Genomic DNA, 14,743 nt, shown 5'->3' with positions numbered 1-14,743 from the left:
TAGGCACAATGTGTCAAAGAGGCGTCGATTGAGTGAAGCTTTTGCTACGATTTCGTTATTTCGCGAAAACTCGTACTTCGACTCGGTGACAGTTTTACTACACCTCGATGACACCTTTGTTGCAGTTGCGGGTCGGCAAAAAAAAAGCCCGGGACGCCAACGTCCCGGGCTTTCTTCGATTATCCCCGTAAAATCAGGTCAGTCGCTTGCGCAGAAGCTGGGACATCATGTCGATCGCGCTGACCGCCACAACGATGACGATCACGATCGCGGCCGTGCGCTGGTAGTCAAAGGCGCGAACAGCCTCGAACAGAATCTGTCCGATACCGCCGGCACCGATCAGACCGAGCACAGTGGCAGAGCGCGCATTCGACTCGAAACGGTACAGGCCGAAGGAGGTCCACAGCGGCGCAACCTGGGGAATCACCGCCCAGATCACTTCATGGATCGGTCGGGCACCGGTGGCGCGAACGCCCTCGACCGGGCCGTGATCGATCGACTCGACCGCCTCGGAGAAGAGCTTGGCCAGAACGCCGGTCGTATGGACAGCGAGGGCCATGACACCCGCCAGCGGCCCGAGCCCCACCGCAGCAATGAACACCAGCGCGATGATCAGCTCGTTGATCGACCGGAAAACGTCCATCAGGCGGCGCACCGGCTGGACGATCCAGCCCGGCGCCACATTGCGGGCACTCAAGAGACCGAACGGGATGGCAGATACCACCGCAATGAACGTGCCCCAGATGGCGATCTGGACGGTCACCACCATTTGCGGGATGGCTTCCTCGAGGCCACTCGACAGGGCCTCCCAATAGCTGGCCCGTGATGCCGCATCGGCGATGTCATCGGGCAGGAAGCCGGAGATGAATTCGCCCATGTCGCCGGCATTCTCGACCAGCAGATAGGCGCGATCCATGTTGGCAGAGTTGAAGCTCCAGACCAGGATGACGACAATTCCGGCCGCGATCACCGCATTGGCGATACGTTCCATCAGCGGAACTTTCGGTCCCGGCCCGCGCGGCGCGGACGCCCATAGCAACAGCACCAGGCCACCGACTGCGACAATCATCAGGACGCCGCCCATCAACCAGTCGACACCCGGCTCCTCGGTCGGCTCCTGATGCGCGGCGGCATCCGTCATCTGCTCGAAGGAATTGCCCTGACTGGTGAGCCCGGAATTGCCCGCCTCCACTTCCGCGAGACGCGCCTCGAGCGCCGCAATACGCGTCGTACGCTCTTCCTCGGTCAGGTCGGCATCATTGCGGACATTGGTCAGGTCGCGCACGATTTCCAGTTGGACGATCGGGTCCAGATGGGCGTTTGACGCCGGCAGGAAGGTGCCGAAATAGAGCGGGTCGAGAATGGCCCGTGCCTCGGCAACCTCTTCAGGCGTGCCCATGCGGCCGTAATTCATGAAGAAGTATTGCAGGCGCTGCTTGGCTTCGACATCCAGGTCAGCGCGCCAGATGATTGGATCGGTGCCGATCATCGGCGAACGCCAGATCTCGCGCACCCGATTATACATCTCCGGACGCGACCGCTCGAGCAGCACCATGTTGGTGGTATTGTTGGTGCCAACATCAATAAGGCTATTGGCGACCGCGACCGCATTGGCTTCGTGATTGGCGTTGCGAACCGAGTTGTAGCACTCGTTCGGGTCAATCCCGCGCGGCGCGAAAATGAAGGCCGACGGCACCAGATAGCCGGACGTGGAATTGGGGTCGCCCATACCGAAATCGAGGCTGCCATCGCAGGTGAGGATATCTTCCAGCGACTGGATCGGGCTGTCATTGGGAACCAGAAGGACGGAGTGATAACCCTCCGACCCGTCCGGATAGGTAGCCTTGGCGAACACTTCACCGCCAGCCCGGCGCACGGCCTGCAGGCCGGAGAAATTGGAGAACCAGGCGAACTGGACGCTGTCATAGCGCATGGCCTGGATCACACCGGCATAATCCGAGGCGTAATACGGCTCGATATCATAGCCGGTCCATTCCGACATGGCGTCGATAAAGGGGCGCCAGTTGACCTCCTGGGTTGAGGAGGACTCGGTGGCGATAATGCCGAAATTGAGGACGCGCCGCTCACCGTCAGCCGGATTGGACGCTGCATCGACACCGGTCGCCGAACGCGGCTCGTTGGCACTGCCCGAGCAGGCGGCCAGCGACAGCACGGCGAGCACCAGAAGGGCCTTGGCCAGAAGGCGGAAAGGTTGGGTCAGGATCGTGTTCATCACGCGTCTCCGCCTTCGAAGGCCGTCTCGAATTCGGGGCCGTAGATTTCAATCAACTTGTCGCGCGACAGTCCGTCCGCCGGCCCGTCATAAACGACCCGCCCCTTGTTCAGGGCAACGATGCGGTCGCAGAAACGCTTGGCGTAGTCGACCTGATGCAGCGTCACGACAACCGTCAGACCATCATCCTTGTTCAACTCGCGCAGGGTCTCCATGACCTTGCGGGCCGAGACCGGGTCGAGCGAGGCGATCGGTTCATCGGCGAACAGGACTTGCGCGCCCTGGACAAGCGCGCGGGCGATCGCGCCGCGCTGCTGCTGGCCACCGGACAGGTTGGAGGCCCGGCGGGCGGCGAAACTTTCGACGCCAACGCGGGTCAACGCGTCCATGGCGGACTGTTTGACGTCATCGGGGAAGATGCCCAGCACGCCGCGCCAGGTCGGCAAGCGTCCGAGCGCGCCGACAAGCACGTTCTGAAACAGGGACAGGCGACCGACCAGGTTGAACTGCTGGAAAATGAAGCCCAGCTGGATCCGGTTGCGTTGCACCCTACCCGACAATTTGCCGCGTTGCTGCATGGTCTTGCCGAGAACCGAGACGGGACCGCTTTCCGCGTCCGCAACCTGCAGGGCCGCAGCGACACGCAACAGGGTCGATTTGCCCGATCCGGACGGACCGATCAGCGCGACCATCTCACCCGGCTTGACGCTTAGGCTGACATCGTCGAGCGCCTTGGTTTCGCCGAATGTCATCCGGAGATTTTCGGCTTGGAGCGCCAGCGCGGCGTCTGTCATGGTGTCGTCCCTTATTGAGTCCAGACCTTGTGGCCCATGCGTATTACACTTTTGTGACAGGACGGGAATGATTCACATTCACCTCGCCACAGTCATCCTCGTCGTCAGCCTTGCCTGGCTTGCCTGGACTGATGCGCGCAGCTTCCGCCTGCCCGACATCGGCACCCTGCCGCTGATCGTCGCCGGTGTCGTCCTGAACACGCTCTGGCTCGGCACGCCCTGGACATCGCTGATCGGTGCCGCATTGGGCTATGGCAGCTTTGTCGCCATCGAGATCGGCTACCGGCATTTGCGCGGCCGCGACGGGCTGGGGCGCGGCGATGCCAAGCTGATGGGGGCCGCGGGTGCCTGGTGCGGCGGCTGGCTGCTGCCGCTGATCGTGCTGATCGGCACGCTGGGCGCGCTCGTCTTCATCGCGCTCCTGGCACTGCTGCGACGTCGCCTGCCCGATGGCAGCCAGCCCTGGCCGTTCGGGCCCTGGCTGGCATTGGGCTTTTTCGCCGGCTGGCTGCACCGCGCCTACGGGCCGGGGCTTTATCCCGGATTCTGACCGCCGGCACCCGCATCGAGGTTGACCGTGCCGGTCGCGGTCCAGACGCTGCCGTCCCGTTGCATGCCGGCAAGTGCCAGCGCCTCGGCGAATTCCGGCCAGGCGGTCTCGATGCTTGCCTGCCAGTCATAGCCGTCGGCGCGGAAGCTGACCCGTCCCTCAAGGACAACCCCCTCGGCCGCACCGGCCCAATCGAGCACGACGCGGCCATCCTCGCAGCTGATATCCCCGGTCAGTTCCGGACCGTCCTGCCCGTACAGGCGTGCCAGTCCGACCAGGGCAGAGGTGCGGGCCGATCCTGAGGCCTGACGACAGAGGCCGTCGCGGTAGTCCAGCCGGTCAAGCCGCACAAAGACCCGCTCGCGCGGATCGAGGCCGGGAATGGTGTCGAGGCCGAGACGGTCCAGCGTGGCGACCAGCTGGGTCGCGTCCAGTTGCAGGCCGGACCCCGACAGCCGGGCCTCGCCCGTGCCGCGCAGGCTGGTGTCGCTGACGCGCCATTCGCCGCCGATCCGGCCGCGCACCAGGGCCAGCGGATCGAGCGACACGTCCAGCTCGCTGACCGGAACACCATTGAGTTCGAGCCCGTAGACCCGACCGTCCCAGATCGTGCCGAACACATCGCGATAACCCAATGCCGGCGAACCGCCAGCCGCCAGCGCCACCAGCTTGAGCGGCATCAGGGCAATCAGCCAGACCAACAGCAGGCCGGCAACAAGCAGGAGACGGGCAAACATCAGGCACCCCCGCGGCTGAGGACGAAGGAGGCCGAGACAAAGCCGTCAGCGTCGCGGTCAAGCGTCGAGGCCTGGGCGCGGATACCGTAGCGCCGGTCCAGATCAACCAGCCAGGCCAGAATGGCTGCGGTCTCGGCGCGATCAATATTGACGGTCAGCCGACCATCCTCACCGGGCACCATGCGGGCCAGGGCGATATCGTGACGCAGGGCCATCGAGCCGGCCACCGCCCGCAGCGACTGCGCCGGCGCCGTGCTGGCCGGAGCCGCAGCGGCCAGTGCCTGCACGGTATCGGCATCGGCCTCGACCGCGCGGTAGAGACGCATCGACGCGGCATAGCTGTCACGGGCCCGGTCATGGGCGCCCAGAAGCGGCTGGATGATGAGCAGGCTGACCAGCAGGATCATGGCCAGCGCGCCCAGCACCGCCATCATCACCTGTTCACGGCTGGACAGGCCGTCCCACCAGGCCAGCACCGGGGCAAAACGCGTCATCATGGCAGCCTCATCACAAACTCGCCCTCAATCCCGGCCGTGCTCTCACGGGCACCGCCATCGTCCAGACGCAGACCCAGCTGGTCGGCGCGGGCATTGAGGTCGTCAAAATCGGAGAAGTCCGAATAGGTCGCACCGACCGACAGGGCCGCGCGGGCCGGGTCGTAACGGACATGGTCGATGCGGACGCTGTCATTGCCGTCGACCAGCTCGTCTAGCGCCGTGATCAGCTGCAGGAAGGCCGACTGACCGTCACCGGACAGACGCTCGACACGGGCCCGCAGCAGGCGCTCGGCCTCGGCCGGAATGACCGCACGGCCAAAGTCCGGCATGGCATGATCGAACTCGGCCAGGGTCGCTGTTTCAAAGCGCTCGGCCTGCAGGCGGTAATAGATCGTCTCGCCGCCGATCAGCAGGCAGAAGGCCAGCAATAGACCGGCCGCCAGCAGGAGCGGGCGGCGCAGCGGCCGCACCAGAGACGACCAGTCCATGGTCGAGGCAAAACTGTCGCCGAACAGGCGCGGCAGGGCCGCCAGCCGTTCGGCATCGAGAGCGCTGGCGCGCAGGTCGATCCCGCCCTGCCCGATGGCGCGGAAATTGGCACCGGTCAGCCCCAGCGAGCGCGACACGGCGATCTCGCCGCTTCCGGCCGCCTTGACCAGGGCCTGCACCACCGACCCGAACAGCGCCGTGTCCATCACGCCGGCGAGCGGCCGGGCCGGCTCCTCGGCATCGGGATCATGGGCAAACAGGATTGCGTCACCACGGTCATACAGCGTCAGCGCGGCGCCGGGTTCGGCGGCCACCAGGCTGTCCGGAACGATGAAGGCCGGACGGACGATCAACGGGGCCAGCGCCTCGCGCCACTCATCCAGCAAGCCAGTTTCAACCGCCACCACCCAGCGGCTGCCATCATCGGCGCGCGGGCCGGGCAGTATGGTGGTCCCGGACAGGCGCGAGGCGAGCTCGTCCTCGAGCAGGAAGGGCGCCGCCTGCCGGGCCTGGTGCTCGGATTTTGCCGGAATGGCCAGCCGGGTCACATGGAGATGCTCACCTGGCAGCAGGATGAGCGTGCGATCGACCGCATCGGCGACACCGACGGGAAAGCTTTCTCCGCTGGCCAGCCGTCCTTCGTGGAGGCGGGTCGCGCCACGCCGGTCGACGACCGACCAGGCGATCGCGCCCTCACGCATCGGCTTCAGGATCAGGTCCTGGCTCATGTCACATGTCCATAACGTTGGTTGAGACGGGTCGGCAGCGGACTGCCTGTCCATTCATACAAGGCGTCGAGATGATAGGTCTGACCGTCATGAAGGACGTCCACCTCGACCGAAAAATACCGCGTTTCCAGGCCGATGGCCTCGCGCAGGGTCGCATCGGGATCAAGCGCCTGGATCGCCTCCAGCGCCCAGAAGGCCTCGACGGTCGCGAAGCCGGACGCCGGTCTGGCCAGCAACAGGCCTTCGACCGCGACCCGGCCCAGCTCCCCATCGAACAGGGCGACCAGCAGCGGCCAGTCGTCGGCGGTCATCGTATTGATGTTGAGCGGCAGCGGCGCAGCGACCGGTCGGGCACAGACCAGTGGCTCGATCCGGCGATAGAGCGCCGGGGTCATCGAGGCCAGGGCCAGCAATTCCTCGCGCTCGGCCATCAGCGTATTGCCGCTGCGATAGGGTGTGGGACGCCGGGTATAGATCTCGTCCTCGGCGCCACCGGCCATCGGGCGGACATCGCTGTCGATCCAGTCGCCGGCCTCTGCCGCGATCCGTCCGGCATCGGTTGCCGGCACACCGACAGCCGTCATCAGGCGCTCGAAGCGGCGTTGCTGGATAGCGTCCGCGGCCCGGCCGCCCTGGCCATCATCAACGACAAGACCATTGATATTGAAACAGTTATTGCCATCACGCACGCGCCCGGACAGCATGCCGCGCTCGATCGGAAACTCACGCGCACCGCGCAGCCAGGCCGCGTCCGGGCGCAGCGCGGTGGACGGATCATCCATGGCAGCGCCGATCAGCCCGCTGGCATATTCGCGCGCGCCGATCGCATACCAATAGGCCTGGTCACGCACCTCCATATTGGCCGAACGGCGCAGCGAGACGCGCAGCTCGCCAGCCAGAATCATCGCCATCGAGGCCATCACGGCGACCAGCAACAGGGCACTGACCAGCGAGGCCCCGCTTTCGCGGTGGGACAGGTCAACGGAACGCCCGCTCATCCGCCTGCCCCCGATGTGAGGACCACATGTTCAACGACGCCCAGGCGCGGCGCGTTGTAGCGCAGGCGCACGGCGCGCGGCAGCCCGGCCTCGCCCTGGCCCGATCTGAGCATCACCCGCCGCGTCCACGCCGCGCCGACCAGGAAATCGAGTTCGACATCGCTGACACCGGCCACCAGCACGATCTCGCCATCATCGATCGGCTGGCTGCCATCGACATGGCGCATCATCCGGCGCACGAGATTGCCGTCGCGCAGCACATAATCGACGCGGGCCAGGCTGGACCGCGGACGCAGCAAGCCGGGATTGGACCGACCCCGGCGGGTGAGGGTGAGAATGGTGTCGCCGGAACGCACGCCGTCACCGAAACCGCTCCGGTCCACCCCGTCCACATCTCCGGCGAACAGGGCGGTCAGGGTACGACCTTCCGCATCGCGCGCCGGGCGCAGCACCACCTGCCCGAAATCCTCACGCAACAGGGTGCGGGTGGTGTCCAGCATGGCGGCCTGGTCGAGCACATCGGAGTTCTGTTCCTGCGCCGACAGGCTCGACGCCATCAGCCCGACCGAGATCGAGCCGATGATGGCGAAGATGAAGACCGAGACCAGGACTTCGGTGAGCGAGAAGCCGGCCTGTGCGGATGGCTGGACCGGGGTCATGGCGTCACCCGGCGGAACGTGTCCAGCGACGCCAGGACCTGGTCCTGATCGCTCTCGCTCAGCTCCAGATGGATGCGCACGAAGCCCGCCTCGCCGGTCTGCGCGACCCGGGTGCGCCAGTCATAGGCGATCCCGCCCAGCTCGTAGCGGCCCGACCGCGCCTCGGGCATGCCCTCGCGCAACCATTCGGTATTGAGCAGGTTTTCCGCCGCCAGCGCGGCCAGCGCCCGGCGCTCCACGGCGGCGGCATTGCGGGTGGTGGTCTGGGTCAGGCTCATCAGCGCCAGACCGGCAATGGCGACCACGGCCAGCGCCGCCATCATCTCGATCAGCGAGAAGCCGCTATCGGTTCGCGACCCTGTCATGACGCGGACCCGTCGAGGACAACCAGCCCGCCCGAGGCCTGCCAGTCCAGATCAATGGCCTCGCCGGCGGCTTCAAGGCGCAGGCGGAAGGGTTCGGTCAGGCCGGCCGGATCGAACCAGATCACCGGGATGGCACCCGCTTGCCCACGGCTTTCATCGGCCGTGTCAGCATCGCCGGCGACAATCATCGCGTCACGCGCAATCAGGCGCACACTGTCCGGCAGAAGGCGCGACTGCAGGGCCGGATGATCGGCGAGCGGCCACCAGCGCCGGTCGACATAGCGGTAGAAGCCATATCCGGCCCCGAAATCATGGATCACCAGACCGATGGGCGCGCCGGAAATGATTGCCTCTTCGCTGGCCACCTGCAGCCGCGCCGCAAGCGCATCGGTTGACGCCTGCAAGGGCGAACGGACCGGCGTCATCGACAGGCTCACGGCAAAGGCCACGACCGCCAGGATCGAGACGCCGACGAGGATTTCGATCAGCGAGATACCGGCGTCCCGGCCGCGATATGTCGGGCCTGCCGGCATCAGCCCTGCCAGTTGCCGATATCGGCATCGAGGCCCTCGCCTCCCTCACGGCCGTCACGGCCAAGCGAGAAAATGTCCAGCATGCCGTTCCGGCCCGGATAGATATACTGGTAGGGATTGCCCCAGGGGTCATCCGGCAGGCGGCGGATATAGCCACCTTCGCGATAGCGCGCGCCGGCATCGCGCGGCGCGGTGGTCAGCGCCACCAGCCCGGCCTCGGAGGACGGATATTCGCGCATGTCCATGCGATAGGCATCCAGCGCCTGCTCCAGCGTCGCGATATCGGTGCGCGCCTTCTGGACCATCGCCTGGTCCTGGGCCGGCAGGACATTGATCACGACGATGGTCGCGAGCAGGCCGAGAATGGTGATCGAGATGAGGATTTCCAGCAGCGAGAAGCCGGCATCCTTGCGGGCTTCCCCGTCGGTGTTGTCATGAGCGAGTTGGTCGGTCATCGACGCCTCCCTAGCCTAGGGCCAAAGTGTTGAGTTGAAGAATGGGCAGCAGGATCGACAGGACGATCACCACGACCACGATGCCCAGGAGCAGGATGATCCCGGGCTCGAGAAGATTAAGGCCGACCACGATGGCGCCATCGATATCCTGATCAAGCTGGTCGGCGGCGCGGCGGAACATTTCCCCCAGCGCGCCGGAGCGCTCGCCGGCGGCGACCATGAACAGCATCAGCGGCGGCAACCAGGACTGTGCCCGCAGCGCTTCGGTCAGGGCGCGGCCGCTCTCGACCTCGACCAGAACCCGCTCCAGACGGTCACGGAAGGCCAGGTTGGAGGCCGCCCGGGCCGCCGCACGCAAGGCGTCCGGCAGGATCGCCCCGCTTTCGATCAGAATGCCCATCGTACGGGCAAAACGCGCCGCCTCGACCTTGCGCAGGAAACCGCCGAGGCCGGGCAGGCCGGCAAGGACGCGATGCAGGGCCAGGCGCGCGCTGGCCTGTCGCAACACGATATTGCTGATGATGACCAGGGCCAGGACGAGGCCGAGGATCCATGGCCAGCCTTCAGTCAGAAAGCCCGAGACCGCGATCATGAAACGGGTCAGCGCCGGCAGGGTCATGCCCATGCCGGTGAATTGTTCGGCGATGCGCGGCACCACGAAGGTCATCAACAGCGTCACTACCCCCGCGGCCACCGTGCTCAACACCAGCGGATAGACCAGGGCGCCGGTGATGCGGTTGGCGACGGCCTCTTCCTTTTCCAGATAGTCGGCAAGACGCGACAGGACCCGGTCGAGACCGCCTGCCACCTCACCGGCCGAAACCATGGCGCGATAGACGGCGGGGAAGGATTTGGGGAAGGCCTGCATGGCATCGGACAGGCGCTCGCCCTCGGAAACCCGGGCCCGAACCGCCATCAGGACGCGCCGCATGTGATGACGTCCGCCCTGGTCGGCGAGCAGTCCCAGGCATTCCGCGACCGGCATGCCGGCCCCCAGCAGGCTGGCCAGCTGACGGGTCACCAGCATGCGTTCGCGCGAGGACAGGTCCTGTCGCCGCAGCCGGTCCGTCAGGCTGACCGTCTCGCCGCTGCCAGCGCCGGAGCGGGTCTCGGCCTGGCGGATCGTCAACGGGGCCATGGAACGACCGCGCAGCACCCGACGCGCCGCCAGGGCGCTGTCGGCGGTGATCAGGCCGCGGGCCTTCTTGCCGCGGGCGTCGAGGGCTTCATACTCAAACGCCGGCATGACGCTCGCCTTCCTCACGGCAGACGCGCAGGATTTCGGCCAGGCTGGTCGTTCCCGCCAGCGCCAGCTCGACACCATTGCGGAACAGGGTCGGGCGATGGGCGAAGGCGTGCGCCGCCATGTCGGCCTCGCGGGCATCGTCATGGATATGCTTGCGCAATGTGTCGTCGACCATGACCAGCTCATAGAGCCCGGTCCGACCGTCATGTCCGGTCTGCTTGCAATGGGGGCAACCGACCGGCTTCCACAAGGTCACATCGGCCCGCCCGGTCAGACCCAGCAGGGCCAGTTCGGCGGCGTCCGGCGTATAGGCCTCGCGGCAATGGCCGCACAGGCGGCGCACCAGGCGCTGGGCGACAATCGCGGTCAGGGTCGAGGCCAGCAGATAGCTTTCAACGCCCATGTCGCGCAGGCGCGGTATGGCGGCGACGGCCGAATTGGTGTGCACGGTCGACAGGACGAGATGGCCGGTCAGGCTGGCCTGGACCGCGATCTGCGCGGTCTCGACATCGCGGATCTCGCCGACCATGACGATGTCCGGGTCCTGGCGCAGGATGGCGCGCAGACCGGCGGCGAATGTCATGCCGACCTTGGCATTGACCTGGGTCTGACCGATCCCGTCGATGGCGTATTCGACCGGGTCCTCGACAGTGAGGATATTGCGGGTTTCCTCATTGAGCAGGTTCAGCCCCGCATAGAGGGTTGTGGTCTTGCCGGCACCGGTCGGACCGGTGACCAGGATGATGCCATTGGGCTGGGCCAGCGCCTTCTTCATGTCGGCCAGCATCGTCGCCGGCATGCCCAGGTCGTCGAGCTTGAAGCGCGCTGCGGAATTGTCGAGCAGGCGCAGGACCACCCGTTCGCCATGCCGCGATGGCAGGGTGGAGACACGGACATCGACCGACTGCCCGCCCAGCGAGATCGACAGGCGACCATCCTGGGGGATGCGTTTCTCGGCAATGTCGAGGCGGGCCATGACCTTGATCCGCGATACCAGCGGCGATGCCAGACGCGGCGGCACGGCGGCCGTCTCGTGCAAGACGCCATCGACCCGGTAACGGATCGAGACCCGGTCCTCGAAGGGTTCGACATGGACGTCAGAGGCGGCCGTCCGCACGGCCTCGGCGATCATGCCATTGATCAGCCGGATGATCGGCGCATCGCTGTCACTGTCGAGCAGGTCCTCGGTGCGCGGCATCTCGTCGATCAGGCGCGACAGGCTTTCATCGCTCTCATCGGCGCTGTCGATCGCGTCCTCGCCGAGGCCGGAATAGGCATAGATGTCCGACAGGGCGCGGTCATACTCGCCGGGCGGGCATTCGCGCACCGGACAGGTCCGTCCCACCACGCGTCGCAATTCCAGCAAGGCACGACGGTCGGCACCGCTGCGCAGCAGGAAGGCGCCGACGCCGCTGGCCGTGTCAGCGGGCTGGTAGGCGACGCCCGTCTGGCGGGCGAAGGCGTAGGTGACCGGTGTGCGGGCCGATGCAGTATCAGCGGTCTCAGTCACCCGGCGTCTCCGCTGTGGCGACAGGCGCATCCATCTCGACCAGCATCATCTCGACAATCGATTCCAGCGAGCTGGTCCCGTTCGGGCTGCCGGCGATCTGCTCATTGCGGATGAAGTCATAACGATTGTCGGTCAGGGCCTGCATGTCGGCCTCTGAGCGGATGATGGTCGGACGGATGAAGACCATCAGATTGGTGCGGCGGGTGGTGGAGCCCTCCGAGCGGAACAGGCGACCGACGCCGGGCAGGCGACGCAGGCCCGGCACGCCGTCCTCGCTGATCTCGTCTTCCTGCTGGATCAGGCCACCCAGCACGATGATCTCGCCATTATCGGCCAGCACCGTCGTCGAGATTTCACGCTTGTTGGTGATCAGGTCGGACGAGCCGGCATTGACCGCACCCGCCACCGAGGAGACTTCCTGCACGATGTGCAGACGCACCGTATTGCCCTCGGTGATCTGCGGCAGGACGGTCAGCTTCACACCGACCTCTTCGCGGTCAACCGTCCGGAACGGGTTGGTGTTGTTCGAGCCAAGCGCCTCGCCGGTGGTCACCGGGATTTCCTGACCGGACAGGAAATAGGCTTCCTCATTGTCCAGCGCCATGATGGAGGGCGTGGCCAGAACGTTGGAATTGACGTCACTTTCGACCGCGTTGAGGACCAGGCCGAACAGGTTGCCGCTGCCGTTCTGGCCGCCAAAGCCCAGCGTGCCACCCGAGGCACCAAGCAGCGAATTGATCGCCGCATCGCGCAGCGACACATTGAGATCGCTGTCATCATCGCCGGGCGAGGTCGCGGCTCCGGTCAGGGCCAGCAGGTCGGGATTGTTGGAGGAGAAGCGGGTCATTGCCAAAGGCGTGTCGCCCTCACCACCGGCCAGCAGCATCTGCACGCCGAGTTCGCGGGCCGTGCTGTCGGACATCTCGACAATGATGCCCTCGACCAGCACTTGCGGCCGGCGGATGTCGAGCTGGCGGATCACCAGTTCGAGCTGGCGCTGCACGTCCGGATCGGCATTGATGACCAGCGCATTGGTGGGGGCATGGTGCGAGACTGACGGGGCGCGCGTCGTTCCCTCACCTGCCACCAGGGTGTCGACCACCTGCTGCAGGATCGGCAGCAAATGCTCGCCATCGGCATGGCTGAGATAGATGACGCGGAAGCTCCGGTTCGACTGGCTGACACTGTCGACCCGGCGCACCAGGGCAATCATGCGGTCAACGGCGTCACGATTGCCGCGCAGCAGGACGGTGTTGGAAGCCGGGATCGGCGCGATGGCAACGTTGAAAATGGTCTCGTCCTCGCCCGCCGTCGAACTGGTCCGCATCTGTTGCAGGATGCGTGTCATGTCGCCGGCCGAGACATTGGTCAGCTCGACCATTTCCACCACCGAGGTGTCACGGTCGAGATCGCGGATGACCTGGCGCAGGCGGGCGATGTTCTCGGCATAGTCGACCATCACCAGCACATTGCCGGTCTCGGTCGCATTGACGCTGCCCTGGGCACCGATCAGGGGCCGCACCACGGCGAGCGCATCGCGCGAGGCGACATGGTTCAGACGCACGACGGCGGTCACATACTGGTCGCCACGCAGGTTGGAATTGACCGGATTGGCGGAGCGGGCGCCGGCCTGGTCCGGGACGATCTGGTAGGCCCCCGACGCGGTCGGCACCACGGTGTAGCCATGCACCCGCATGGTCGACAGGAAGACCTGGAAATACTGGTCCGAGGTCAGCGGCGCCTGCGAGGTGATGGTCACCCGACCGCGTACATTCGGATCAACGATGAAAGTGTATCCGGTCACCGCCGAGACATCATCGATGACCGCCTGGATCTCGGCCTGGTTGAAATTGACCACCTGGTCCTGGGCGCGGGCCATCGGCGCCAGCACGAGGACAGACAGCACACACAGGGCGGCCAGGGCGTTTTTCGCAAACTGGGTCATTGCGGCAAAGTCCTCGAAATGGTCAGGGGCAGACCGCCCCGTGAAATGGAGAAACGGATGGAATTGCTCCCGCCATCGCGGTCGAGCAGGGCCTGGAGGTCGCCGATCGTGGCGACCGGCCGGCCTTCAATGGCGGTAATCACGTCGGTTTCGCGCAGCCCCAGCACCGACAGCATGGCGGCATTGCCGCTCTCGATGCGATAGCCGGTCAGGGTGTCGCCGGCATAGCGGGCGCGAACCTGGAACAGGCCGGCGACGTCTTCGAGCTGACCGCGGCGGGGGGCGCCGGTCGGCGTCGTCGCCCGACCGGACGCGGCGGATGGCTCGCCCCCGGCCTCGCGCGCGGCGGCGGCGGCTTCAGGACGCAGATAAAGGACTTCGGCAATGCCGCGGCGGCTGATGCGGACATGATCGACCAGCACCCTGTCGAGCGTAACGCCGTCAAGGATTTCCGAGCCGACCCGGAAAAAGCGCTGTCGGTTGTCCGGCGTCTGGATAATGGCGCCGCCAGTGTCATCCGTCGCGCCGCGTCGCACGCCGCGCAGGACCAGTGCGAGCCGGGTTTCAGGAGCCAGCGCCGGCGCGGCATCGGCGGCGGCGGCAGCACGAGGGGCGGAAAACAGCGTGGTCTGGGTGAGCCGGTTGAGATCGGCGTCGTAGGCGATGCCGGATCCGGCGACGGTGGCGGTGTCGACACTGTCCTGCCGGAAATCGCCGGCACTGGCACCAAAGGCGACCAGCCAGATCATCCGCGCGAGGACAAATGTGAGGGCAACGAGCAGGACCAGTTCAGCGGCGCGGATCATGAGGCCCACCAACGCCGGCATGCGGTTGCGACCGCCCTGTGCCTGTGTGGTAGTTGTTGTTTGCGTCATCGCATCCAGCGCCCGTCTGCACGCCCCGTGACGTCGAACGCACCAAAGGTGGCTGATCCGTCGGGGATCGGTTTCGGATACACGCGCTGTACGTCAGTTTTACGACGTTTCGCCGTTAGTTTTACGACG

Annotated in this window: 15 protein-coding genes; 1 reads left to right on the top strand and 14 read right to left on the bottom strand. The window is 65.8% G+C overall.

Annotation, left to right across the window (positions count from 1 at the left end; translation table 11 throughout):
• Positions 1–193: 193 nt before the first annotated feature.
• Together phnE and phnC are read right to left on the bottom strand one after the other, a co-directional pair.
• The gene (gene phnE / locus MMAR10_RS16630) at positions 194–2,233 is read right to left on the bottom strand and encodes a phosphonate ABC transporter, permease protein PhnE (protein WP_011642334.1); all 2,040 of its coding nucleotides are present in this window, start codon (positions 2,231–2,233) and stop codon (positions 194–196) included.
• Entirely contained in the window at positions 2,233–3,027 is a 795-nt protein-coding gene (gene phnC, locus MMAR10_RS02020) for a phosphonate ABC transporter ATP-binding protein (RefSeq protein WP_011642333.1), read from the bottom strand. Before phnC ends, phnE begins: the two co-directional genes overlap by 1 nt.
• A gap of 67 nt (positions 3,028–3,094) precedes the next feature.
• On the opposite strand from phnC, the gene MMAR10_RS02015 reads away from it, so the two are divergent.
• Entirely contained in the window at positions 3,095–3,577 is a 483-nt protein-coding gene (locus MMAR10_RS02015; RefSeq protein WP_011642332.1) for a prepilin peptidase, read from the top strand.
• Here the strand turns inward: MMAR10_RS02015 and MMAR10_RS02010 are convergent.
• Genes MMAR10_RS02010 through MMAR10_RS01955 form a run of 12 tightly spaced genes read right to left on the bottom strand, consistent with a single transcriptional unit; the run spans position 3,562 to position 14,545 of the window.
• Positions 3,562–4,314: a type II secretion system protein N gene (locus tag MMAR10_RS02010; protein WP_011642331.1), complete on the bottom strand. Its 753-nt coding sequence runs from the start codon at positions 4,312–4,314 to the stop codon at positions 3,562–3,564. The two genes, MMAR10_RS02015 and MMAR10_RS02010, sit on opposite strands and share 16 nt — an antisense overlap.
• A complete protein-coding gene (locus MMAR10_RS02005; protein ID WP_011642330.1) occupies positions 4,314–4,811 on the bottom strand; it encodes a type II secretion system protein M in 498 nt (165 codons plus the stop codon). The genes MMAR10_RS02010 and MMAR10_RS02005 overlap by 1 nt, the downstream gene beginning before the upstream one ends.
• Complete coding sequence (gene gspL / locus MMAR10_RS02000) at positions 4,808–6,028, bottom strand: type II secretion system protein GspL (RefSeq protein ID WP_011642329.1); 1,221 nt, start codon at positions 6,026–6,028, stop codon at positions 4,808–4,810. Before gspL ends, MMAR10_RS02005 begins: the two co-directional genes overlap by 4 nt.
• A complete protein-coding gene (gspK, locus tag MMAR10_RS01995; RefSeq protein WP_011642328.1) occupies positions 6,025–7,026 on the bottom strand; it encodes a type II secretion system minor pseudopilin GspK in 1,002 nt (333 codons plus the stop codon). The genes gspL and gspK overlap by 4 nt, the downstream gene beginning before the upstream one ends.
• On the bottom strand, positions 7,023–7,685 hold the full coding sequence (locus MMAR10_RS01990; protein WP_011642327.1) for a type II secretion system protein GspJ: 663 nt from the start codon (positions 7,683–7,685) through the stop codon (positions 7,023–7,025). The genes gspK and MMAR10_RS01990 overlap by 4 nt, the downstream gene beginning before the upstream one ends.
• Positions 7,682–8,050 (bottom strand): type II secretion system minor pseudopilin GspI, encoded by a 369-nt coding sequence (gene gspI, locus MMAR10_RS01985; protein ID WP_011642326.1) that lies wholly within the window; start codon positions 8,048–8,050, stop codon positions 7,682–7,684. Before gspI ends, MMAR10_RS01990 begins: the two co-directional genes overlap by 4 nt.
• Positions 8,047–8,583 (bottom strand): GspH/FimT family pseudopilin, encoded by a 537-nt coding sequence (locus tag MMAR10_RS01980; RefSeq protein WP_011642325.1) that lies wholly within the window; start codon positions 8,581–8,583, stop codon positions 8,047–8,049. The genes gspI and MMAR10_RS01980 overlap by 4 nt, the downstream gene beginning before the upstream one ends.
• On the bottom strand, positions 8,583–9,038 hold the full coding sequence (gene gspG, locus MMAR10_RS01975) for a type II secretion system major pseudopilin GspG (protein ID WP_011642324.1): 456 nt from the start codon (positions 9,036–9,038) through the stop codon (positions 8,583–8,585). Before gspG ends, MMAR10_RS01980 begins: the two co-directional genes overlap by 1 nt.
• A 10-nt stretch (positions 9,039–9,048) precedes the next feature.
• Positions 9,049–10,284 carry a type II secretion system F family protein gene (locus MMAR10_RS01970; protein WP_011642323.1) on the bottom strand — a complete coding sequence of 412 codons (1,236 nt, stop codon included), beginning with the start codon at positions 10,282–10,284 and terminating at the stop codon, positions 9,049–9,051.
• Complete coding sequence (gene gspE, locus MMAR10_RS01965; protein WP_150099685.1) at positions 10,271–11,824, bottom strand: type II secretion system ATPase GspE; 1,554 nt, start codon at positions 11,822–11,824, stop codon at positions 10,271–10,273. Before gspE ends, MMAR10_RS01970 begins: the two co-directional genes overlap by 14 nt.
• On the bottom strand, positions 11,787–13,739 hold the full coding sequence (gene gspD / locus MMAR10_RS01960; RefSeq protein WP_011642321.1) for a type II secretion system secretin GspD: 1,953 nt from the start codon (positions 13,737–13,739) through the stop codon (positions 11,787–11,789). The genes gspE and gspD overlap by 38 nt, the downstream gene beginning before the upstream one ends.
• A complete protein-coding gene (locus MMAR10_RS01955; protein WP_011642320.1) occupies positions 13,736–14,545 on the bottom strand; it encodes a type II secretion system protein N in 810 nt (269 codons plus the stop codon). Before MMAR10_RS01955 ends, gspD begins: the two co-directional genes overlap by 4 nt.
• Positions 14,546–14,743: the final 198 nt, after the last annotated feature.

Source organism: Maricaulis maris MCS10 (assembly GCF_000014745.1).
In the GTDB taxonomy this organism is placed as follows: Bacteria; Pseudomonadota; Alphaproteobacteria; order Caulobacterales; family Maricaulaceae; genus Maricaulis; species Maricaulis maris_A.
The sequence above is the reverse complement of the archived record's forward strand: the minus strand, read 5'-3'. Positions and strand labels throughout refer to the sequence as shown.

Coding starts and splice junctions, on each gene's coding strand:
- phnE (WP_011642334.1), bottom strand. CDS start 2,233: ATGAACACGATCCTGACCCAACCTTTCCGCCTTCTGGCCAAGGCCCTT.
- phnC (WP_011642333.1), bottom strand. CDS start 3,027: ATGACAGACGCCGCGCTGGCGCTCCAAGCCGAAAATCTCCGGATGACA.
- MMAR10_RS02015 (WP_011642332.1), top strand. CDS start 3,095: ATGATTCACATTCACCTCGCCACAGTCATCCTCGTCGTCAGCCTTGCC.
- MMAR10_RS02010 (WP_011642331.1), bottom strand. CDS start 4,314: ATGTTTGCCCGTCTCCTGCTTGTTGCCGGCCTGCTGTTGGTCTGGCTG.
- MMAR10_RS02005 (WP_011642330.1), bottom strand. CDS start 4,811: ATGATGACGCGTTTTGCCCCGGTGCTGGCCTGGTGGGACGGCCTGTCC.
- gspL (WP_011642329.1), bottom strand. CDS start 6,028: ATGAGCCAGGACCTGATCCTGAAGCCGATGCGTGAGGGCGCGATCGCC.
- gspK (WP_011642328.1), bottom strand. CDS start 7,026: ATGAGCGGGCGTTCCGTTGACCTGTCCCACCGCGAAAGCGGGGCCTCG.
- MMAR10_RS01990 (WP_011642327.1), bottom strand. CDS start 7,685: ATGACCCCGGTCCAGCCATCCGCACAGGCCGGCTTCTCGCTCACCGAA.
- gspI (WP_011642326.1), bottom strand. CDS start 8,050: ATGACAGGGTCGCGAACCGATAGCGGCTTCTCGCTGATCGAGATGATG.
- MMAR10_RS01980 (WP_011642325.1), bottom strand. CDS start 8,583: ATGCCGGCAGGCCCGACATATCGCGGCCGGGACGCCGGTATCTCGCTG.
- gspG (WP_011642324.1), bottom strand. CDS start 9,038: ATGACCGACCAACTCGCTCATGACAACACCGACGGGGAAGCCCGCAAG.
- MMAR10_RS01970 (WP_011642323.1), bottom strand. CDS start 10,284: ATGCCGGCGTTTGAGTATGAAGCCCTCGACGCCCGCGGCAAGAAGGCC.
- gspE (WP_150099685.1), bottom strand. CDS start 11,824: ATGCGCCTGTCGCCACAGCGGAGACGCCGGGTGACTGAGACCGCTGAT.
- gspD (WP_011642321.1), bottom strand. CDS start 13,739: ATGACCCAGTTTGCGAAAAACGCCCTGGCCGCCCTGTGTGTGCTGTCT.
- MMAR10_RS01955 (WP_011642320.1), bottom strand. CDS start 14,545: ATGATCCGCGCCGCTGAACTGGTCCTGCTCGTTGCCCTCACATTTGTC.